Here is a 20,496-nt window from a genome sequence, read left to right as displayed (position 1 = left end):
GGCCGCGCGTCTTCCATGCCCTGCGATGGCCGTGAAGCGCAATGGATCATCGACGTAAAAATTGCCTTCAGCGCTTGATACATAAGCGCCAGCAGCTATGAATTCAATAGTAAACAGCTTTCGCCGCGAGGCCCGCCGCCTGGCGGCCGACCCCTGGGACCTGGCCATGGTCACCTGGGTGCCGCTGCTGGCCGTGGCGCTGCTGTGGTGGATCTTCTCGGCCGGCCTGCCGCGGCACCTGCCCGTGGGGGTGGTCGATGAGGACCACTCCAGCCTGTCGCGCCAGCTGGTGCGCATGCTCGACGCCACGCCGGGCGTGCGCATCGCGCAGAACCACGCCAACACGGCCGAGGCGGAGCGCGCGCTGCGCGCCCTCGAGGTCTATGCCGTCGTCACCATCCCGCGCGACTTCGCGCGCACCGTGAAGGAAGGCCGCGCAGCCCAGGTCACGCTGCTGCACAACGCGCAGATGGGCACGCATTCGGGCCTGCTGCAGCGCGACGTGCGCGCCGCCGTGGGCACGCTGTCGGCGGGCATCGAGATGGCCGCGCGCAACAAGCGCGGCGAAAGCGCGCAGGCCGTGCGCGTGAGCATGGAGCCCATCCACACGCAGCTGGTGGCGCTGTTCAACGTGTCGAGCAACTACGAGCAGTTCCTGGGCGCGGCGCTGATCCCCGCGCTGCTGCACATCCTGGCCATGACGGCCGGAGCCTGGACGGTGGGCCGCGAGCTGCGCGACCGCAGCCTGGGCGAGTGGCTGGGCACGGGCCGTTTCGTCCCTGTCGCAGGCGCCTTGCTGGGCAAGCTCGTGCTGCCCTGGGCCACCCTCACGCTGGTGGGCCTGCTGGCGCTGGCGGGCATCACCTGGGGCCGGGGCTGGCACCCGCCGGGCAGCCTGCCCTGGGTGGCCGCCGCGCTGGCGCTGCTGATGGCCGTGTCGGTGGCGGCGGGCGCGGCCCTGGCGGCCCTCACGCGCTCGCTGCGCACCGCGCTGTCGGGCGCGGGGTTCTTCGCGGCGCCGGCGTTCGCGTTCAGCGGCGTGGCGTTTCCCCTGGCGGGCATGCCCGCCAGCGCGCGCGCCTGGGCCGAGGCCATGCCGTTCACGCACTACATCCGGCTGCAGATCGAGCAGTTGCAGATGGGCGCGCCGCTGGCCACCAGCGTGTCCACCATGGCGGCGCTGCTCATCGCCACCGGCGTGCTCTGGCTCGTGGCCGCCATGGGGCTGAGCTTTGCCGCGGGCCAGCCCGCCAGTTGGGGAGGCCGCTGACATGCACGTCCACACGAACCCCGCCCCCCGGGGCCTGCTGCACGCCTGGCTGCTGGCGCTGGCCACCATGGCGCGCGACAAGGGCGTGCTGCTGCTGCTGATCGGCGCGCCCGTGCTCTACGGTTTCTTCTACCCCTGGTTCTATGCCGACGAGGTGCTCACCCGCGTGCCCGTGGCGGTGGTGGACATGGACCACAGCAGCCTGTCGCGCCAGATCACGCGCTTTGCCGACGCCGACCCGCGCATCGAGGTGCGCCTGGTCACGGGCAGCGAGCGCGAGGCGAAGGAGGCCCTGTGGCGCGGCGAGATCGAAGGCTATGCGCTGATCCCCGCCAACCTCAAGCGCAGCGTGGTGCGCGGCGAGAACGCGGTGGTCAGCATCGAGGCCAACGGTGCCTATGCGCTGCTCAACAAGGCCGTGCAGTACGGCTTCGCCGAGGCGGTGGGCACGGTGTCCGCCGGGGTCGAGATCCGCAAGCTGCAGGCCGGCGGCCAGAGCGCGCAGCAGGCCGCGGCCAGCCGCGCGCCGGTGCAGCTGCAGATGGTGGCGCTCTTCAATCCCATCGAGGGCTATGGCAGCTTCGTGGTGCCCGCCGTGGCGCTGCTGATCCTGCAGCAGACCCTGCTCATGGGCGCCGCCCTGCTCACCGGCACCTGGGTGGAGGCCGGCGAGCACCGCGCCAGCGCCACCACCTGGCTGGGCCGCCTGCTGGCGCTGAGCACGCTGGGCTGGGCCAGCGGGCTGTTCTACTTTGGCTGGATCTTCGTGCTGCACGGCTACCCGCGCGGCGGCAACCCGCTGGGCGCGCTGGCGCTCCTGGCCTGCTACGTGCCCGCCGTCGCCGCGCTGGGGTCGCTGCTGGGGCTGTGGTTCGGCAACCGCGAGCGCGCGCTGCAGGTACTGCTGTTCACCACGCTGCCCATCGCGTTCGTGGCCGGTTTCTCGTGGCCCGTGGAGGCCCTGCCCGAGCCGCTGCAGTGGCTGCGCTGGCTGCTGCCCAGCACCTCGGGCGTGCAGGCCTCGCTGCGGCTCAACCAGCTGGGCGCGCCGCTGTCGGCCGCCCTGCCCCACCTGTGCGCGCTGGTGGTGCTGTGCGCGGTGGCCACGGCGGCGCTGCTGTACAAGACCCGCCCCCGGCCCCTGCCAGCCGTCTGAGCACCACGCCGCGCCGGGCCCGCCGCCCTGCTCCCTCACCGCTCAACGGCGCGCGGGCAGCCCGGCCCACACGTCCATCGCCTGCCACTCCAGCGGCAGGCGGACATCCACGCCGTCGCGCGCGCCCCGCTCGCGCAGGTAGGCCATGGACACATCGAAGGCATCGAGCGGCGGGGGCATGGGCTGCATGGGCCGGCCCGGAGGCTGCCAGAAGTCGTCCCAGTGGATGGGAATGACGCGCCGGGCGCCCACGGCGGCGATCACCTCGGTCCACAGCGCGTCGCGGTAGCTCTCGGGCCGGGGCCCCAGCGCGCCGATGCCCTGCAGCACCACGTCGGCCTGCACGCCGCGCAGCGCGCCAGGCTCGAAGCCCGCGCTGCCCACGATGAGCAGCGTCCTGCCGCCATGCTCCACATGCAGGGCATAGCTTTGCCCCTCCTTGTAGTCGCTGGCACGCACCGGCGGGTGCAGCGGGGCGGTGACCTCGCCCCCCGTGAAGCCGGTGGGCGCATGGCGGCTGGCGAACAGCGTCGCCGTGAAGCGGCCAAAGCGCTGCGGCTCGCCCAGCTTCGCCACGCGGATCTGCGCCTCGGCCAGGCCCCAGCCGCGCCCCACGTTGGCCGTGGACTCGGAGCCCAGCAGCAGCGCACCCATGCGCCGCGCGACCTCGGGCGCATCCATGGCGTGGTCGTAGTGCGAATGCACGGGGATCACCGCCGCCAGCCTGCCCGTTTCGCCCGGCAGGCCGGCACGCCGCAGGCCCTGCGTGATGGCCTGCATGTCGGGCTCCACCTTGCCCAGGAAGGTCTGCAGCTTGCCGGGGCGCGAGAAAAATCCGTCCGTCATCAGCGCCGTCTCGCCATCGTCCAGCAGCACGGTGGAAACGCCCAGGAAGGTCACCTTGACGGGTGGCGGCGCCTCGCCGCCGGCGGGCACCTTCCAGCGGAGATCCGCGTACGGCTGCAGCGAGGGGTGCTGCTGCAGCGCCCAGGCCAGCGCGCCCAGCGCGAACACCGCCAGCAGCCCCAGGGCCAGCAGCGCCTTCTTCATCAGCGGCCGCATCGCGCTCACGCCACCTTGGCCGCGGCCGCCGTGCCAGGGCGGCGCAGCACCAGCATGCCGAACAGCGTGGCCAGGAGGTACATGCTGACCGAGTAGATGGCGGCGGGCAGCGCGAGCTGGAAGTTGCCGAGCACCGACAGCGCGATGAAGATCGCGAGCGTGGAATTATGGATGCCGATCTCGAAGCTGATCGCCGTGGCCATGGACTTGTCCAGCCCCGCCGCGCGTGCGAGGTAGTAGCCCGATGCGAGGCTGATGGCGTTGAACAGCAGCACGGCCGGGCCGATGCCCGCGAAGGACTCCACGAGCGCCGTCCACTCCTTAGCGATGGCGATGAGCGCGAACGCCGCCAGCACCACGGCGCTGAAGATCTTCATGGGCTTTTCCATGCGTGCGCTGAACGCCGGCGCGCGCCGGTGCACCGCCATGCCCAGCACCACGGGCACCAGCACGATGACGATCACCTCCACCACCTTGCCGAACTGCAGCGGCACCACCTGGCCCGTGCGGGCAAAGGTGTCGATGGCCCAGTTGGTGATGAGCGGCAGGCTCGCGATGGACAGCACGGTGTTGATGGCGGTGAGCGAGATGTTCATCGCCACGTTGCCGCCGAACAGATGGCTGAACAGGTTGGCCGACACGCCGCCGGGCGATGCCGCCAGCAGCATCAGCCCCACCGCGTAGACGGGGGCCACGCCCAGCAGCACGATGAGGGCGTAGCACGCCGCCGGCAGCACCAGCACCTGCAGCACCAGGGCCAGCAGCACCGCGCGCGGATGCTGCAGCAGGCGCCTGAAGTCGCCCACCGTGAGCGACAGGCCCAGGCCGAACATGACCAGCCCGAGCGCAATGAACAGCAGGGTGGGAAGGATGGAAACAAAGCTCATGTGCACACACGGCCCGCAGAGGGCCGTGCTCCGTTCAAAGCGGGTGGAAACGGCGATGCCCACGGCGCCACAAGGGCGCCATGGGCGGAGTGCCGCGACCGGACGACAAGGAGAGAGAGAAAGAGAAGGAAAAAGGGGCAGCGAGGCGGGCGGGAAAAGCGGCGTGCCCCTAGGCCGCCGCCTGGCCCGTGCGCAGGCGCACCGGTCCGCTGCGCAGTTCGATGGCGGCCTGCACTTCCTTGCGCAGGCCCAGCGCGAAGGCCCACTCGGCCACCACGAACAGCGGGCCCACGATCAGGCCCACGAGGTCGTCCACGAACGCGGGCTTGCGGCCTTCGTAATGGTGGCCCACGAACTGGATCACCCAGCCCACGGCGAACAGGCCGATGCCCGTGGCCAGCCACACGGCCATGGACTGCAGCGCCACCCACTGCGCCACCACCAGCATCGCGGCCAGCAGCGCCGCCATGGCCAGGCCAAAACGCAGGTCGAGCCGCAGGTAGAAGACGCTGCTGGCCAGCGCGCAGAACAGCGCCGGGGTCAGGGGCAGGCCGCCCACCGCCCACGCGGGGCGCGAGAGCAGCACCACCACCGCGAACATGATCATCGGCACGCCCACGAAGTGAGTGTGGATGTTGCGCGGGTCGCGGTGGTAGTCGGCGTACTGGGCCAGGTGGTCGATCAGGGTTTTCATGGGTGTCTCCTGGTATTGTTTTGAGCAGGATCAATGGTCGCCCCGCAGGGGCCGCAACGTCTGTCGTACACACGACAAAAAGCCCCCTTCCCTTCAGCACTTCCCCTTCAGCCCCTTCCTTCCGCCCCGCGCGCGCCCCGCCCTCCCCGCATGACCGACCCCGCCGCCTACCTGCCCGTTCTCCAGTCCGGCCGCTGGTTTGCCCACCTGCCGCCGGACTTTGCCCAGCCGCTGATCGCCATGGCCCACCTGCGCCAGCTGCAGCCGGGCGAGGTGCTGTTCCTGCGCGGCGACGCGCCCTGCGGGCTGTACGCGGTGGTGCGCGGGGCCATCAGCATCTCGGGCACGGGCGGGCGGGCGCACGAGGCGCGCGCTGCGCTGCTCACGCGGCTGGAGCCGCCGCACTGGTTTGGCGAGATCTCGGTGTTCGACGGCTCGGCGCGCACCCACGACGCCCATGCCGCCGAGGCCAGCACGCTGCTGCAGGTGCCGCACGAACGGCTGCAGGCCTGGCTGCAGGCCCACCCGCAACACTGGCATGCGCTGGCCCTGCTGCTCACCGACAAGCTGCGCACCGCCTTCGTGGCCATGGAGGAACTGGCGCTGCTGCCCGCCCCGCAGCGCCTGGCACGCCGCCTGGTGATGATGGCCGAGGGCTACGGCCAGTGGACGGCCGAGGGCCAGTCGCGCCGCGTGATCGGCATCTCGCAGGAGCAGCTGTCGCTGATGCTGGCCATCTCGCGCCAGACCACCAACCAGATCCTCAAGGACCTGGAGTCGCGCCACCTGGTGCGCGTGCAGCGTGGCGAGGTGGAGATCTTGGACCTGGCGGCGCTGCGGGCCACCTGCTATTGAATTACTATTAAATATATAGCAACCAGCGCTTTACCATCAAGCGCCATAGCCATTTTTCATACAAATAGTAAGCACACATTCCATTTCCGGGCAAAATGACGGCCATGCAACTGAACTACATCGCCAACGCCTCGGTTCCGTCCGCCTCGGGCCGCACGATCCCCGTGATCGACCCGTCCGACGGCCAGACCTTCGACGAAATCCAGCGCAGCAACGCCGACGACATCGATGCGGCGGTGCATGCGGCGCGCCAGTGCTACCACGCGGTGTGGCAGAAGATGGCGCCCGTGGAGCGCGGCCGCCTGCTGCAAAAGCTCTCGGCCAAGATCCTGGAGCATGCCGACGAACTCACGGCCCTGGAGCAGCGCGACTGCGGCAAGCCCACCAAGCAGGCACGCGCCGACGCCATTGCGCTGGCGCGCTACTTCGAGTTCTACGCCGGTGCGTGCGACAAGTTCCACGGCGAGACAATTCCCTACCCCGACGGCTACAGCGTGCTGACCTGGCGCGAACCCCACGGCGTGACGGGCCACGTCATCCCCTGGAACTACCCCATGCAGATCTTCGGCCGCAGCGTGGGCGGCGCCCTGGCGGCGGGCAACGTCTGCGTGGTCAAGCCCGCCGAGGACGCCTGCCTGTCGCTGATCCGCGTGGCGCAGCTGGCGGCCGAGGTGGGCTTCCCCTCCGGCGCGCTGAACATCGTCACCGGCTACGGCCACGAGGTGGGCGACGCGCTGGCGCGCCACCCCGGCATCGACCACATCAGCTTCACCGGCAGCCCCAAGATCGGCACGCTGATCCAGCAGGTGGCCGCCGAGCGCCACTGCCCCGTCACGCTGGAGCTGGGCGGCAAGAGCCCGCAGATCATCTTTGCCGATGCCGACCTGGACGCCGCCATTCCCGTGGTCATCAACGCCATCGTGCAGAACGCCGGGCAGACCTGCTCGGCGGGCTCGCGCGTGCTGATCGACTCGCTGATCTATGAACCCCTGCTCGAACGCCTGGGCAAGGCGTTTGAAAAGCTGCGCGTGGGCCCCGCCGCCATGGACCTGGACGTGGGCCCGCTGATCCGCCAGACGCAGCAGCAGCGCGTGTGGGACTTCCTGTCCGACGCGCAGGTGGCCGGCATCCCCATGGTGGCCCAGGGCGTGGTGGTGGACGAAGCGCCCGAGACCGGCTACTACCAAGCCCCCACGCTGCTGCGCGATGTGCCCGTGGGCCACCGCCTGGCGCAGGAAGAAGTCTTCGGCCCCGTGCTGTCGGCCATGGCCTTCCAGGACGAGGACCATGCGGTGGAACTCGCCAATGCCACGCAGTTCGGCCTGGTGGCCGGGATCTGGACGCGCGACGGTGCGCGCCAGTTCCGCATGGCCAAGCGCGTGCACAGCGGCCAGGTGTTCATCAACAACTACGGCGCGGCCGGCGGTGTGGAGCTGCCATTTGGCGGCGTCAAATCCAGCGGCTACGGGCGCGAAAAGGGCTTTGAGGCGCTGTACGGCTTCACCACCTTGAAGACCGTCGCCATCAAGTACGGTTGAAGGCCTTAGAACGTGTTCACGATCTCCCAGGGGTCGCGCAGTGGTTTTTGCGGGATGGGATGCAAGGCGCGGTGGACAGCCAATAGCTCGGCTATTGGCAAGCGCCGCAACGCCGCAGACTGCCCGCAAAGACCACTGCCCGAAGGGTTGGAGCGAAATCGGGCGATTGGGCGCCTCGGCTGCTTGCATGGGCATGAGCCCATGCGGCGCATCCGAAGCATCCACTCATCCCGATTGCGCTCCAACGCGATCCCCTGCGAGATCGTGAACACGTTCTCAGTGTCCCGCCCGCGCACGACGGCACGGGCAGGCCCCGCTAACCTCGGCTGCTTCTGTACGACGATTTTTCTTCCTCCATGCCCCTGAGCCCCCCCGCCCCCCGCACCCTGAAGCATGTCCGCCGGGTGAACTACCAGGGCTTTGAACGCGACGATGGCCTGTGGGACATCGAGGGCGAGCTGCACGACAGCAAGGCCTACGACGCCCCCTCGCACCGCGACCCGACGCGCACGCGCCTGGCGGGTGAGGCCATCCACCACATGTGGCTGCGCGTGACCGTGAACCGCCAGCTGGTGGTGCAGGCGGTGGACGTGTCCATGGACTCGCACCCGCTCAAAGGCTGCACCGAGGCCCAGGCGGCGCTGCAGCGCATGGTGGGCTGCAGCATGGCGCGCGGCTGGCGCCAGGCCATCCAGAAGCACCTGGGCGGCGTGGAAAGCTGCACACACCTGCGCGAACTGCTGTTCAACCTGGCCACGGCGGCCTTCCAGTCGGTGCCTGCGGTGTTTGCCGCCAGCCACCCCGACGAGCCGCCGCGCCACCTGGGCCAGTGCACGGGGTGGGACTTCAACGGCAGCGGCGTGAAGGAATTTTTCCCCCAGTTCCATGGCCGGGACCCCAAGGCATCCGCCCCGGCCGCCCCGACGGCCCCTGCCACTGAAGTTTCAGCCCCATCGGGCTCTAGCGCTGGTTGAATAAGCGCTGGCAGCTATCAATTTTGATATATCTCACCACAACCCATCGGAGACACCCATGCGTGTGCAGAACAAATCCATCATCGTCACCGGCGCCGGCAACGGCATTGGCGAAGGCATCGCCAAGCGCCTGGCCGCAGAGGGCGGCAAGGTCATCGTCAATGACATCAACGAGGCAGGAGGCCAGCGCGTGGTGGCCGAGATCACGGCGGCAGGCGGCACGGCCGCTTTCTTCAAGGCCGACGTGACGAAGTCCGCCGAAGTGAAGGCCATGGTGGACGAGGCCGTGCGCCTGTACGGCCGCCTGGACGTGGTGGTGAACAACGCGGGCTGGACGCACCGCAACCGCCCCATGCTCGAAGTGAGCGAGGACGAGTTCGACAAGGTCTATGCCATCAACATGAAGAGCATCTACCTGTCGGCCATCCACGCCGTGCCCGCATTGCGCCAGGCCGGTGGCGGCAGCATCATCAACATCGCCTCCACCGCCGGCCTGCGCCCCCGCCCGGGCCTGACCTGGTACAACGGCTCCAAGGGCGCCGTCATCATCACCAGCAAGTCCATGGCCGCCGAGCTGGGCCCCGACAACATCCGCGTGAACTGCATCAACCCCGTGTTCAACCCCGACACCGGCCTGGCCGCCGAGTTCGCGGGCGGCCCGGTGGACGAGGCGCGCCGCGCCAAGTTCCTGGCCACCATCCCGCTGGGCCGCTTCTCCACCGCGCTCGACGTGGCCAACGCCGCGCTGTACCTGGCGAGCGACGAGGCGTCCTTCGTCAGCGGCGTGTGCATCGAGGTGGACGGCGGGCGCTGCGTGTAGTCACCTGCTGGCGGTCTCGCAAGGGATCGCGCCCGGGCGCCCGCCACCTGCAAGGCCGCCGGAGGCCGCCCCGCGCAGGCACAAGCCGCACCAGGAAGGTGCGGATTGATTGACGGTTGCAGGGCAGCTGCCTATAGTGCCGCCCATCCATGTTTGCAAGCGCCTCTCCCGTCACGACCCCCAGCGGCACCGCGCCGCTGCGCCGTGCCGCGCGCTCGCAAGCCACCCTCCAGGCCGGCGACCGCCGGGTCTGCACGCTTGCTGCAGACTCCTGAGCCCGGCGACACCCTCTCCCCCACGTTCTTTCGCGCACCTCCTGTCGCCGGGCCCATCCCCCAGGCGCTTGCTTGCGCCCAGGCCACGGCCCGGGGCAGCCTTGAGGAGTGTTGATGCCCCCGTTCCCTTCCGGCGAGATATCGCTCGCCCCGTGCCCCCCCGCGCGCCACGACCCCGCCGACGGAGCCGCTGCCGGCCTGACGGCCGCCACCGACATCACCCGCCACTTCATCCGCGCCAAACGGCCCTGCGCCGACGGCTACCGCTGGTACCTGCGCCGCCAGGAGGGCGCCAGCAACTACCAGGCCCTGCTGGACGACCTGGTGCGCGAAGGCCGGGTGGAGGACGCCTGCTGGATGCTCGACCAGTTCGGCCCCACCAACGACGTGCTGGAGGTGGACCATCTGGAGGCCGACGCGCTGGTGTTCGCCGGCAGCGTGCGGTGCCAGGGCAGCGCCGACGTGGACGGTGTGCTGCGCACCGGCCGCAGCCTCAGCGTGCTGGGTGGCCTGCGGGTGGGCGGTGCGCTGCGGGTGGGAGAAGACCTGCGCGTCGCGGGCGCGCTGCGCTGTGAGGGCAGCGTGCGGCTGCACGGCGACGCGCGCGTGGGCGGCTCCCTGGTGGTGGCGCAGCGGCTGCAGTGCACGGGCGGCCTGCGCGTGGGCGGTGAGCTGGACGCTGGCGCCTCGGCCCACATCGGCGGCCACTGCACGGTGGGCCAGGACCTGCGCGTGGCAGGCGCCCTGGACGGCGGCGGAGGCATCAAGGTGGGCGGCCACCTGCACGGCGACGCGGCCGTGCAGGCCACGCACGGCCTGCAGGTGGCGGGCGACGTGGACTGCCGCGGCCACCTGCAGGTGGGCTCGGGCGTCCGCGCGGGCGGGCGCATCCACGCAGGAGGGGCCATCCGCGCGGGCGAAAGCCTGTCGGCGGGGGAAACCATCGCGGCGGGTGAAGCCTATGGCGTGTATGCCGGCCTGGTGGTGCCGCTGCCCGACTGGCCCCACAGCGCCCGGGTGTGCGCCCGTGAGCAGCCCGCGCGCCTGCTGAGCGGCTGCTGGACCGATGGCCAGGGGCACACGCCATGATGCCCGGGGCCTGCGCCTTGCACCTCGCGCCCCGCATCGCCCCCGGTGCCCCGGCCGGCCGGGGCTGGCTGGGTGCGCTGGGCCACCTGCTGACCGAACTTCGCATCGACGTGGACCTGTCGGGCCGCGACATCCAGCGCGAGTTCGACGCACTGCACGAACGCATCCGCACCAACCACCGCACCCGCGACGCGATGCGCGCGCTGCCCCTGCGCCTGCACGGGCTGGAGTTGCGCCTGCGCGAAGCCGACGGCGAGTATTTTGTCTACGCCATCGACCCGCAGCGCAACCGCATCGTGGCCTACACCGTGTTCAACCGTCTGGTCGAGGTGGACCGCCGCACCGACCGCCACCTGCGCGCGCCCCACACCAAGGTGGTGGACGGCTACCGCCGCATGGGCATTGCCTCCGCCATCTACCGCTGGTGGCTGGACTCGGGCCGCAGCCTCATGACCGGGGCACGCCAGTCCGCCGGGGCCCACGGCCTGTGGATGGCCCTGGCGCGCGACTATGAGCTGGCGGCGGTGCGCATCGACGCGCACAAACGCGTGCAGCGCCTGCCCCTGCCACCACCCCCGGGATTCTTCGACGCGCTGGACACCCGGCTGGTGCTGGTGGGGCGCGATTGCCGCCTGGCGGACTTCACGCAGCACGCGGCCTGCAGCGGCTGATGGGGGGCCGGATGGCCGGATTGCCCCCGGACGCTCAGCCCAGCACCTCGCGCAGGGCTGCCTCGTACAGGTTGGTGAGCTTGTCCATCACGCCCAGCAGGCGCTCGCTGGTGGTGGCCACGGCGTTGAGCCCCACGTCATCGGCCGGGCGGCGCAGGGCCGATTCAAAGAACAGCCACTGCGAGTCGGCCAGCTCCAGCTCGTTGCGGATGGCGGGGGTGGACACCGGCGCCGCCTTCAACGTCTGCAGTGCCTGGCGGAAGTCGGCGGCGTCGGAGGCCAGTTGCGCCTGCACCACCTTGGACTCCACCTTGGCCGCGTGCAGAAAGTAGTTCTTGGCCAGGCGCTGCGACAGCATGCGCTGGCGGCCCGCCAGGTTCACCAGCCGCGCGCTGGGGGCCTGCGCCAGCCTCTCGATCGACTCGGTCACGGCCTGGGAAACCAGCAGCGTGCGGTCGGCCTGGTCGGACGCCGCCACCACCAGCGCCGTCTGGGTGGCTGGCACGGCGGTCAACTGGTTGAGCAGGGCAAACTGCTTTTGCACTTCTTCCAGCTGGCGCCCCACGTCGGCCGGCCAGCGCCCCGACTGCAGGCCCCGCGCCAGTTCGCTGCTGCCCGACTGCACCATCTTGCGCGCCAGCCCCATCACATCCACCGCCGCCCCCGGCAGCACCTGCAGGTACTGCTGGCAATAGGCCTTGGCCATCCGCTGCGACAGGGCGCGGAACCAGCCCGCATAGTTGATGGCCCCCGACAGCCCTATCTGCGCCTGGGCACTGTGGCCCCAGGTGGGCAGCAGGATGCCCGCCGCCACCCATTGAACCGCCACGCGGCGCTGACATGGCAGGGCGTCGGCGAAGAACTCACGAACTGGCATGGGAATCCCCTGAAATCGGATGCCGTATTGTTGCAATGCAACATCCAGAGCGCCCTGCGCCATGTCAAAGGCGGGCCACGCCGCCGCCGGGGCAGAACTTGACCGCGATCAACTCCGCGCGCAGGGGCTTGCCCCTCCGCGGGGCCCCTTGCGGCAAAATCACCCCATGGCCGAACGTGTGATTCCCCTGGTGGACCAACGCATCGCCGCACTGGCGGCGCGGGTGCCCACGCACCCGGTGGCCCCCACGGGCCAACTCACCGACACCCGGGGCCGCCCGCTGCGCGACCTGCGCATCAGCGTGACGGACCGCTGCAACTTCCGCTGCAACTACTGCATGCCCAAGGAAGTGTTCGACAAGGACTACCCCTACCTGCCGCACGGTGCCTTGCTGAGCTTCGAGGAGATCACCCGGCTGGCGCGGCTGTTCCTGGCGCATGGCGTGCGCAAGATCCGCCTGACCGGCGGCGAGCCCCTGCTGCGCAAGAACCTGGAAGCGCTGGTGGCCCAGCTGGCCCAGCTGCGCACGGTGGACGGCCTGGCGCCCGACCTCACCCTCACCACCAACGGGTCGCTGCTGGCGCGCAAGGCCCAGGCCTTGAAGGATGCGGGCCTGAACCGCGTGACCGTGAGCCTGGACGGACTGGACGACACGATCTTTCGCCGCATGAACGATGTGGACTTTCCGGTGGCCGACGTGCTGGCGGGCATCGAAGCCGCGCACGCGGCGGGCCTGTCGCACATCAAGGTCAACATGGTGGTCAAGCGCGGCACCAACGACCATGAAATCTTGCCCATGGCGCGCCACTTTCGCGGCACTGGCACCACGCTGCGGTTCATTGAATACATGGACGTGGGCGCCACCAACGGCTGGCGCATGGACGAGGTGCTGCCCTCGGCCGAGCTGATCGAACGCCTGCGCGCCGAGCTGCCGCTGGTGCAGCTCGACCCCAGCAGCCCCGGCGAGACCGCCGAGCGCTGGGGCTATGCCAACGCACAAGGCCAGTACGACCCCGCCCTGGGCGAGGTGGGCGTGATCAGCAGCGTGACCCAGGCCTTCTGCCACGACTGCAACCGCGCGCGCCTGTCCACCGAAGGCAAGCTCTACCTGTGCCTGTTTGCCTCGGAGGGTTACGACCTGCGCACCCTGCTGCGCGGCGGCGCCAGCGACGAAGCGATCGCCTCGGCCATCGCCCCCATCTGGCAACAGCGCGGCGACCGCTATTCGGAGCTGCGCAGCAGCCTGCCGGCGGACACCACACAGGGTGGCGCGCGGCGGGTGGAGATGAGCTATATCGGCGGCTAGCGGTGGGGCCGGCCCCGTGCATCTCGGCCCTGCGGAGCCCCCGCCCCGCGCCATGGTCCGGGCGCCGACGGTTTTCAGGCACCATGGGTGGCCGCGGCCTTCACCTCTTGCCCACACCCACCCCATGCTCCTTCAATCCACGCACCGTGCACTGTTCCTGGCCAATGCCACCGTCCTGGTCACGCACCAGATCGACGCCGCGTACTGGCATGAGTGGGAGCTGTTCCACATTCCCGGCGGCAACCAGGTCAACCTGCTGCTCAACCTGCCCATCATTGCGCTGGTGCTGTATGCCCAGGCGCAGGTCGCCCGGGGCGACGGCCGTTCGGCCCTGGCCTTCTACAAGCTCATGCCCTGCCTGGGAGCCTTGACCGTGGCGATCCACGGCCTGTTTTTTGCCCTGGGGCACGGGGCGTTCGCGCAACCCGTGTCCCTGGGCCTGCTGGCCTGCACGGCCGTCCTTTCGTGCCTGCAACTGACCGCGCTGCGTGCCCGGCAGCCGCTGTAGCACCCTGCTTTTCACCCCATCGCCCACCCCCATGATCGAAACCCAAGACATCACCGGCCTCGTGCTCGCAGGCGGACGCGGCAGCCGCATGGGCGGCGTCGACAAAGGCCTGCAGAACTTTCGCGGCCTGCCGCTGGCGCTGCACACGCTGATGCGGCTGCAGATGCAGACCGGCGCCACCATGGTCAATGCCAACCGCAACCTCGCGGCCTACGAGGCGTTTGGCGCCCCCGTGTGGCCCGATGTGCTGGCCGACTATGCCGGCCCGCTGGCGGGCTTTCTGACCGGGCTGGAGCGTTGCGAAACACCCTGGTTGCTGACGGTGCCCTGCGACACCCCGCTGTTCCCGCTGGACCTGGCCCAGCGCCTGGCGGCCGCGGCGGACGCCCAGGACGCCGACATCGCCATGGCCGCGGCGCCCGAGGACGATGGCACGGGCCGCACCAGCGTGCGCACCCAGCCGGTGCTCTGCCTGCTGCGCGTGGACCTGCTCGAAAGCCTGGTCGCCTTCACCCAGGCCGGCGGCCGCAAGATCGACGCCTGGACGGGCCAGCACCACTGCGCCATCGTGCCCTTCGACCAGCCGGGCGATGACCCCAAGGCCTTCTTCAACGCCAATACGCTGGCCGAGCTGCACGCGCTGGAGAGCACCAGCACACCGCAGGCCCCACAGGCCTCACAGGCTTGACGCGCCCCCCAACCGCCATGAACACGCGCCCGTTTCCGGCCACCAGCTCCGTACAGATCCGCCCCTTGGCCGCCGCGGATGCCGTGGCCTACAAGGCCCTGCGCGACGAGGCGCTGCGCACGGCGCCGGATGCGTTCACCTCCGACTACGAATCCTCGGTGGGCCGCGATGCCAGCGAGTACGTGACGCGCTTTGGCACCCTGGAATCCGGCCAGTTCTTCCTGGGGGCCTTCGACGCCACGGGCCAACTGCTCGGCTGCCTGGGCTGTGAACGCGAACAGCGCGCCAAGCAGCGCCACTGCGCCGTGGTGGTGGGCATGATGGTGGCGCCCCGTGCGCAGCGCCAGGGCATCGGCCAGCAACTGGTGGCCACCTGTGTGGAGGCCGCCAGCCGCGTGCCCGGGCTGACCCAGCTCGTGCTGACCGTCACCGCCTCCAACACGCACGTCGTGCGCCTGTACGAGCAGGCCGGGTTCCGCGCCTGGGGCCTGCTGCCCCACGCCATCGTGGTGGACGGCGTGGGCTTCGACAAGCTGCACATGGTGCGCGTGCTGCACGACTGATTGAAAGCTACTGAGACCCATGAAAACCATTGCCCAGATTGCCGCCGAACTGCAAGGCTACGACCCGCAGGCCCTGAGCGCCGCCGACGTGAATGCGTTTCTGCAGCGGCTGGTCGAGCCCGTGACCGCCACCGAAGAGCTCCCCCTCTTCGACGCCCTGGGCCGCGTGCTGGCGCGGGACGTCGTCTCGCCCCTCAGCGTGCCCCCGCACGACAACTCGGCGATGGACGGTTATGCGTTCGCCGGCGCACAACTCACCCCAGGGCAGCCCCTCACGCTGCGGGTGGTGGGCACGGCGCTGGCGGGCAAGGCCTGGGTGGGCACCGTGGCGGCGGGCGATTGCGTGAAGATCATGACCGGCGCCATCATGCCCCCGGGCCTGGACACCGTGGTGCCGCAGGAGTTCACCACGGCCGCAGCCGATGATGGCCACATCACCATCGCGGCCGGCGTGCTCAAGACCGGCGACAACCGCCGCTTCAAGGGCGAAGACCTCCTGGAAGGCGGCGTTGCGCTGGCCCAGGGCACGCTGCTGGCACCCGCCGCGCTGGGCCTGGTGGCCAGCCTGGGCCTGCCCACGGTGACGGTGTTCCGCCGCCTGCGCGTGGCGTATTTCTCGACCGGCGACGAGATCCTGAGCCTGGGCGAAGCCCCACGCGAAGGCGCGGTGTACGACAGCAACCGCTACACCGTCTTCGGCCTGCTCACCCGCCTGGGCGTGGAGGTGATCGACCTGGGCGTGGTGCGCGACGAGCCCGCGCTGCTGGAGGCGGCATTTCGCAACGCGGCACAGCGCGCCGACGCCATCATCACCAGCGGCGGCGTGAGCGTGGGCGAGGCCGACCACACGCGCACCATGATGAAAAAGCTGGGCGACGTGGCCTTCTGGCGCATCGCCATGCGGCCCGGCCGCCCCATGGCCGCAGGGAGCATCGCCGCCACGGAATTTGAGGAAAAAACAGCCTCTGGCGCTGATCCAGCAAGCGCCAATAGCTACCAAAATAATAGCAAACAATCCCACAACGGCGCGGTGCTGTTCGGCTTGCCCGGCAACCCGGTGGCCGTGATGGTGACGTTTCTGGCCTTCGTGCGCCCCGCCCTGCTGCGCATGATGGGCAGCACACACACCGCCCCGCCCCTGGTGCGCGCCACCAGCACCGAAGCCCTGCGCAAGAAACCCGGCCGCACCGAGTACCAGCGCGGCACCGTCACCACCGCCGCCGACGGCACGCTGCAGGTGCGCACCACGGGCAACCAGGGCTCGGGCGTGCTCAGCTCCATGGTGCAGGCCAACGGGCTCATCGTGCTGCACCACGGCCAGGGCAATGTGGCGGTGGGCGACGCGGTGGATGTGATGCTCTTTGACGGCGTGATCTGACACGGCCACGGGTACCGGGCCGGTACCCGTCCACCCCTGTCCCGCTAGTCTGGAACCCACTGCCTTCCATTTGTTTTTATTTCCCTCCGTGGACTCTGCCCATGACCTACGCCGCCCAGCACCTTGCCACGCCCCCCTCCCGCGACGATGTGGACCGCCTGCCGGGCGCGGCCGTCGTCGAGTTCGGCACGCCCTGGTGCGGCCACTGCCAGCGGGCCCAGCCCCTCATCGAGCAGGCGCTCAAGGGCCGCGCGGACGTGGCGCACATCAAGGTGGAAGACGGCCCCGGCCAGCGCCTGGGCCGCACTTTTGGGGTCAAGCTGTGGCCGACGCTGGTGTTCCTGAAGAACGGGCAGGAAGTGGCGCGCCTCGTGCGGCCGCAGGCCCTGCAGGAGGTGCTGGATGCGTTGCAGGCGAACGCGGGGCCGGCCTGACCACGCCCGGGCGCCCTGAACGAAAAGAAGCCCCGAGGGGGCTTTCCTTTCATCCGTTCCTCATGCACGCGCCCGGCGCCCCGGACCGGGAGGGGCGCTACTTGGCCACGTAGTCATGCGGGTGCAGCGGATGCGCGGGCTCCTCGGCCGCCACCGCCGTGTTCGCGCCCGGCACGGCCCGGCGCGCGAACAGCGTGTACATGGTGGGCACCACGAAGATGGTGAGCAATGTGCCCAGCGACATGCCGCCCACGATCACCCAGCCGATCTGCGTGCGCGTCTCGGCCCCCGCGCCCGAGGCCAGCGCCAGCGGGATGGCGCCGAGCACCATCGCGCCCGTGGTCATCAGGATGGGGCGCAGGCGCTGCGCCGAGGCCTTGACCAGCGCGTCCACCATCTCCATGCCCTGCTCGCGCAGCTGGTTGGTGAACTCGACGATCAGGATCCCGTGCTTGGTGATCAGCCCCACGAGCGTGATCAGCCCGATCTGCGAATACACGTTGAGCGACCCCCCGCTCCACTTGAGGGCCAGCAGTGCCCCGATCATCGACAGCGGCACCGAGACCATGATCACCAGCGGGTCGATGAAGCTCTCGAACTGCGCCGCCAGCACCAGGAAGATGAACACCAGCGCCAGCACGAACACGATGCCCAAAGCGCCCTGTGAGCTCTTGAACTCGCGCGACGTGCCGTTCAGATCCGTGGTGTAGCCCGGCCGGATGACCTTGGCGGCGGTGTCATCCATGAACTTGAGCGCCTCGCCCAGCGAGTAGTCGGGCGACAGGTTGGCCGTGATGGTGGCCGAGCGGCGCTGCCCGAAGTGGTTGAGCTCGCGCGGGCTCACGCTCTCGCGCACCTTGACCAGGCTGGACAGCGGGATCATCGAATCGTTGCGTCCCCGCACGTAGATGGTGTCGATGTTCTCGGGCGTGGTGCGGCCCCGGGCCGCCGTCTGCACGATCACGTCGTACTGCTCGGCATCGCGCTTGTAGCGCGTCACCGTGCGCCCGCCCAGCATGGTCTCGATGGCCTTGGCCACCACGTCCACGCTCACGCCCAGGTCGGCCGCGCGCTCGCGGTTCACCTCGATGCGCAGCTCGGGCTTGTTCAGGCGCAGGTCGATGTCGGGCCCGATGATGCCGGGGTTCCGGGCGATCTCGGCCATGAACGCGGTGGTCACCTGGTTGAGGTTCTCGTAGCTGTCCGAGGTCTGGATCACATAGGTGAGCGGGCGCGCCCGGAACCCCTGGCCCAGCGACGGCGGGGTGATGAGGAACGAGCTGACGCCCGGCAGGTTGCCCACCTTGGGCTGGAGCTCGCGCGCAAGCTCCAGCGTGGTGCGCTTGCGGTTTTCCCAGTCCACCGTGCGGTAGATCACGCTGCCCTGCGCCACGGTGGGGTTGCCGATGTTGGCGAAGATGCGGTCGAACTCGGGGTACTCGCGGCCGACCTTCTCCAGCTCCAGCGCGTAGCGGTTGGTGTAGTCCAGCGTGGCGCCGTCGGGGGCGGTGACGTTGACGAGCACCGTGCCCCGGTCTTCCAGCGGCGAGAGCTCCTGCCGCATGCTCGGGTACACCACCACCAGCGCGGCGCCGCTGACCGCCATGACCGCGATCACGATCCAGCGCGCCTGGAAGACCGCGCCACGAATGCCGCCGCGCCCCGCGCCCTGACCGCCCCAGCGCGCCGTCACGATCCAGCGCAGCAGGCGGCCGTAGGCGTCCGACAGTGCCGTGAGCCAGCGCTCCATGGAGCGGTCGAACCAGTTGGGCTTGGGGTTGTGCTTGAGCAGGAGCGAACACATCATGGGCGACAGCGTGAGCGCCACGAAGCCCGACACCACCACCGCGCCGGCCAGCGCCAGCGCGAACTCCACGAACAGGCGCCCGGTGCGGCCGGGCGTGAAGGCCAGCGGCGCATACACGGCCACCAGCGTGAGCGTCATGGCCACGATGGCAAAGCCGATCTCGCGCGCGCCCTTGATGGCGGCGGAGAACGGGTCCAGGCCTTCCTCGATGTGCCGGTAGATGTTCTCCAGCATCACGATGGCGTCGTCCACCACCAGGCCGATGGCCAGCACCAGCGCCAGCAGCGTGAGCGTGTTGATGGAAAAGCCCGCCAGCGACATGAGCGCGAAGCTGCCCACCAGGCTCACCGGGATGGTGATGATGGGGATGATGGACGCGCGCAGCGTGCGCAGGAACACGAAGATCACCAGCGCCACGAGCACCACGGCTTCGGCGATGGTGGAGTACACGCTCTTGATGGACCGGTCGATGAACAGCGAGTTGTCGTTGGCCACGTCGATCACGATGTCCGAGGGCAGGTCGTCCTTGAGCACGGGCATCATCGCGCGCACGCCCTGCGACAGCTCCAGCGGGTTGGCCGTGGCCTGCCGGATCACGCCGACCGAGATGGCCTCGCGCCCGTTCAGGCGCACGCGGCTGCGGTCGCTGGCCGCGCCCTCCTCCACGCGCGCCACGTCGCGGATGCGCACCGGAAAGCCGTTGACGGTGCGGATCACCACCTCGGCGAACTGCCCGGGCGTGGCCAGGTCGGTCTGCGATGTCACGCTGAACTCGCGCTGCTGCGACTCGATGCGCCCCGCGGGCAGCTCCAGGTTGTTGCGCCGGATGGCGTCTTCCACATCCTGCGTGGTCAGGCGGTAGCCGGCCATGCGCTCGGGGTCCAGCCACACCCGCATCGCGTACTTGCGCTCGCCATAGATGGGCACGTCGGCCACGCCGGTCACCGTCTGCAGGCGCGGCTTGACGATGCGGTTGACGAGGTCGTTGATCTCCAGCGGCGTGCGGGTGTCGCTGCTGAAGGCCAGCCACATCACGGGCGAGGCGTCGGCCTCCACCTTGGCGATCACGGGCTCGTCCACCGCGTCGGGCAGGCGGTTGCGCACGCGGGCCGTGCGGTCGCGCACTTCGGCGGCCGCGTTGTCCGCGTCCTTCTCCAGGCGGAAGCGCACGCTGATCTGGCTCTGCTCGGGGCGGCTGATGGAGGTGATCACATCCACCGCGTCGATGCCGGCGATGGAATCCTCCAGCGGCTTGGTGACCTGCGACTCGATCACCTCCGCCGAGGCGCCCGCATAGCGCACGCTCACCGTCACCACGGGCTCGTCGATCTTGGGGTACTCGCGCACCGACAGGCGCGTGAAGCTCACGGCGCCGATCAGCAGCACCAGCAGGGACAGCACGGTCGCAAAGACCGGCCGGCGTATCGATATTTCAGCGAGTTGCATGGCAGTCCTGGTGCTTCATCGATCGCGCGCGGGGCGCGGGCCGGATGGCACCGCCTTGCCGGATGCGCCCGCAAGCTGGCAGGGGCTGGCCCCGGGCAGCGGGGCCACCAGGGCCGGCGAAGGCGCCGCGGCCACAGGCACGGGGGCGGGAACGGCGGCCGACGGCTGCTGCGCGGCGGGCATGCCCGCCGCGGAGCA

The 20,496-nt window shown here is 69.9% G+C and carries 19 protein-coding genes and 1 pseudogene; 14 read left to right on the top strand and 6 right to left on the bottom strand.

From position 1 onward, the window contains the following. Window positions 1-97: 97 nt before the first annotated feature. The gene (locus tag AC07PV_RS24530) at window positions 98-1,270 is read left to right on the top strand and encodes an ABC transporter permease (protein ID WP_494631561.1); all 1,173 of its coding nucleotides are present in this window, start codon (window positions 98-100) and stop codon (window positions 1,268-1,270) included. Window position 1,271: 1 nt separating this feature from the next. Then, window positions 1,272-2,426 carry an ABC transporter permease gene (locus tag AC07PV_RS24525; RefSeq protein ID WP_494631560.1) on the top strand — a complete coding sequence of 385 codons (1,155 nt, stop codon included), beginning with the start codon at window positions 1,272-1,274 and terminating at the stop codon, window positions 2,424-2,426. A 42-nt stretch (window positions 2,427-2,468) separates the two neighbouring features. Here the strand turns inward: AC07PV_RS24525 and AC07PV_RS24520 are convergent, their stop codons facing one another. The 3 genes from AC07PV_RS24520 to AC07PV_RS24510 all read right to left on the bottom strand — a co-directional run bounded on the left by AC07PV_RS24520 (window position 2,469) and on the right by AC07PV_RS24510 (window position 5,069). Further along, window positions 2,469-3,488 (bottom strand): MBL fold metallo-hydrolase, encoded by a 1,020-nt coding sequence (locus AC07PV_RS24520; RefSeq protein WP_369643759.1) that lies wholly within the window; start codon window positions 3,486-3,488, stop codon window positions 2,469-2,471. A gap of 5 nt (window positions 3,489-3,493) precedes the next feature. Further along, the gene (locus AC07PV_RS24515; protein ID WP_218341624.1) at window positions 3,494-4,375 is read right to left on the bottom strand and encodes a bile acid:sodium symporter family protein; all 882 of its coding nucleotides are present in this window, start codon (window positions 4,373-4,375) and stop codon (window positions 3,494-3,496) included. 169 nt (window positions 4,376-4,544) lie between these two features. After that, window positions 4,545-5,069 carry an Mpo1 family 2-hydroxy fatty acid dioxygenase gene (locus AC07PV_RS24510; RefSeq protein ID WP_218297627.1) on the bottom strand — a complete coding sequence of 175 codons (525 nt, stop codon included), beginning with the start codon at window positions 5,067-5,069 and terminating at the stop codon, window positions 4,545-4,547. A gap of 150 nt (window positions 5,070-5,219) precedes the next feature. Between AC07PV_RS24510 and AC07PV_RS24505 the strand changes: the two genes are divergently transcribed. The 6 genes from AC07PV_RS24505 to AC07PV_RS24480 all read left to right on the top strand — a co-directional run bounded on the left by AC07PV_RS24505 (window position 5,220) and on the right by AC07PV_RS24480 (window position 11,291). Beyond that, the gene (locus AC07PV_RS24505; protein ID WP_492245465.1) at window positions 5,220-5,924 is read left to right on the top strand and encodes a Crp/Fnr family transcriptional regulator; all 705 of its coding nucleotides are present in this window, start codon (window positions 5,220-5,222) and stop codon (window positions 5,922-5,924) included. A 104-nt stretch (window positions 5,925-6,028) separates the two neighbouring features. Beyond that, window positions 6,029-7,462 carry an aldehyde dehydrogenase family protein gene (locus tag AC07PV_RS24500; protein ID WP_218341622.1) on the top strand — a complete coding sequence of 478 codons (1,434 nt, stop codon included), beginning with the start codon at window positions 6,029-6,031 and terminating at the stop codon, window positions 7,460-7,462. A 356-nt stretch (window positions 7,463-7,818) separates the two neighbouring features. Further along, window positions 7,819-8,436, top strand: coding sequence for a DUF2889 domain-containing protein (locus AC07PV_RS24495; protein ID WP_494631559.1), 618 nt, complete (start codon window positions 7,819-7,821; stop codon window positions 8,434-8,436). 58 nt (window positions 8,437-8,494) lie between these two features. Next, the gene (locus AC07PV_RS24490; RefSeq protein WP_218297631.1) at window positions 8,495-9,256 is read left to right on the top strand and encodes an SDR family oxidoreductase; all 762 of its coding nucleotides are present in this window, start codon (window positions 8,495-8,497) and stop codon (window positions 9,254-9,256) included. Window positions 9,257-9,645: 389 nt separating this feature from the next. Continuing rightward, window positions 9,646-10,620 (top strand): bactofilin family protein, encoded by a 975-nt coding sequence (locus tag AC07PV_RS24485; protein ID WP_492245462.1) that lies wholly within the window; start codon window positions 9,646-9,648, stop codon window positions 10,618-10,620. Further along, window positions 10,617-11,291, top strand: coding sequence for a hypothetical protein (locus tag AC07PV_RS24480; RefSeq protein WP_492255478.1), 675 nt, complete (start codon window positions 10,617-10,619; stop codon window positions 11,289-11,291). The genes AC07PV_RS24485 and AC07PV_RS24480 overlap by 4 nt, the downstream gene beginning before the upstream one ends. Window positions 11,292-11,325: 34 nt before the next feature. Here AC07PV_RS24480 and AC07PV_RS24475 read toward each other — a convergent pair whose 3' ends face one another. Next, window positions 11,326-12,168, bottom strand: coding sequence for a type IV pili methyl-accepting chemotaxis transducer N-terminal domain-containing protein (locus AC07PV_RS24475; protein WP_218341618.1), 843 nt, complete (start codon window positions 12,166-12,168; stop codon window positions 11,326-11,328). 166 nt (window positions 12,169-12,334) lie between these two features. On the opposite strand from AC07PV_RS24475, the gene moaA reads away from it, so the two are divergent. The 6 genes from moaA to AC07PV_RS24445 all read left to right on the top strand — a co-directional run bounded on the left by moaA (window position 12,335) and on the right by AC07PV_RS24445 (window position 17,045). Next, a complete protein-coding gene (moaA, locus tag AC07PV_RS24470; protein ID WP_492245459.1) occupies window positions 12,335-13,474 on the top strand; it encodes a GTP 3',8-cyclase MoaA in 1,140 nt (379 codons plus the stop codon). Between the two features lie 124 nt (window positions 13,475-13,598). Further along, window positions 13,599-13,982, top strand: a complete 384-nt coding sequence (locus tag AC07PV_RS24465; RefSeq protein WP_369642774.1) for a DUF6713 family protein — start codon at window positions 13,599-13,601, stop codon at window positions 13,980-13,982. A 31-nt stretch (window positions 13,983-14,013) separates the two neighbouring features. Continuing rightward, window positions 14,014-14,670 carry a molybdenum cofactor guanylyltransferase MobA gene (gene mobA, locus AC07PV_RS24460; RefSeq protein WP_494631557.1) on the top strand — a complete coding sequence of 219 codons (657 nt, stop codon included), beginning with the start codon at window positions 14,014-14,016 and terminating at the stop codon, window positions 14,668-14,670. A gap of 17 nt (window positions 14,671-14,687) precedes the next feature. Continuing rightward, window positions 14,688-15,233 carry a GNAT family N-acetyltransferase gene (locus tag AC07PV_RS24455; protein WP_494631556.1) on the top strand — a complete coding sequence of 182 codons (546 nt, stop codon included), beginning with the start codon at window positions 14,688-14,690 and terminating at the stop codon, window positions 15,231-15,233. A 19-nt stretch (window positions 15,234-15,252) separates the two neighbouring features. Further along, window positions 15,253-16,611, top strand: coding sequence for a molybdopterin molybdotransferase MoeA (gene moeA / locus AC07PV_RS24450; protein ID WP_218341614.1), 1,359 nt, complete (start codon window positions 15,253-15,255; stop codon window positions 16,609-16,611). 101 nt (window positions 16,612-16,712) lie between these two features. Continuing rightward, window positions 16,713-17,045, top strand: a complete 333-nt coding sequence (locus tag AC07PV_RS24445) for a thioredoxin family protein (protein WP_218341613.1) — start codon at window positions 16,713-16,715, stop codon at window positions 17,043-17,045. A 97-nt stretch (window positions 17,046-17,142) separates the two neighbouring features. Here the strand turns inward: AC07PV_RS24445 and AC07PV_RS24440 are convergent, their stop codons facing one another. Both AC07PV_RS24440 and AC07PV_RS24435 read right to left on the bottom strand, forming a co-directional pair. Next, window positions 17,143-20,298 carry an efflux RND transporter permease subunit gene (locus tag AC07PV_RS24440; RefSeq protein ID WP_218297641.1) on the bottom strand — a complete coding sequence of 1,052 codons (3,156 nt, stop codon included), beginning with the start codon at window positions 20,296-20,298 and terminating at the stop codon, window positions 17,143-17,145. A 15-nt stretch (window positions 20,299-20,313) separates the two neighbouring features. Beyond that, window positions 20,314-20,496, bottom strand: a pseudogene (locus AC07PV_RS24435) (hypothetical protein); the annotation flags it as partial.

It is taken from the genome of Acidovorax sp. GW821-FHT09A11 (assembly GCF_059418365.1).
Note: the sequence above shows the minus strand (reverse complement) of the source record. Positions and strands in the feature narration are given on the sequence as shown.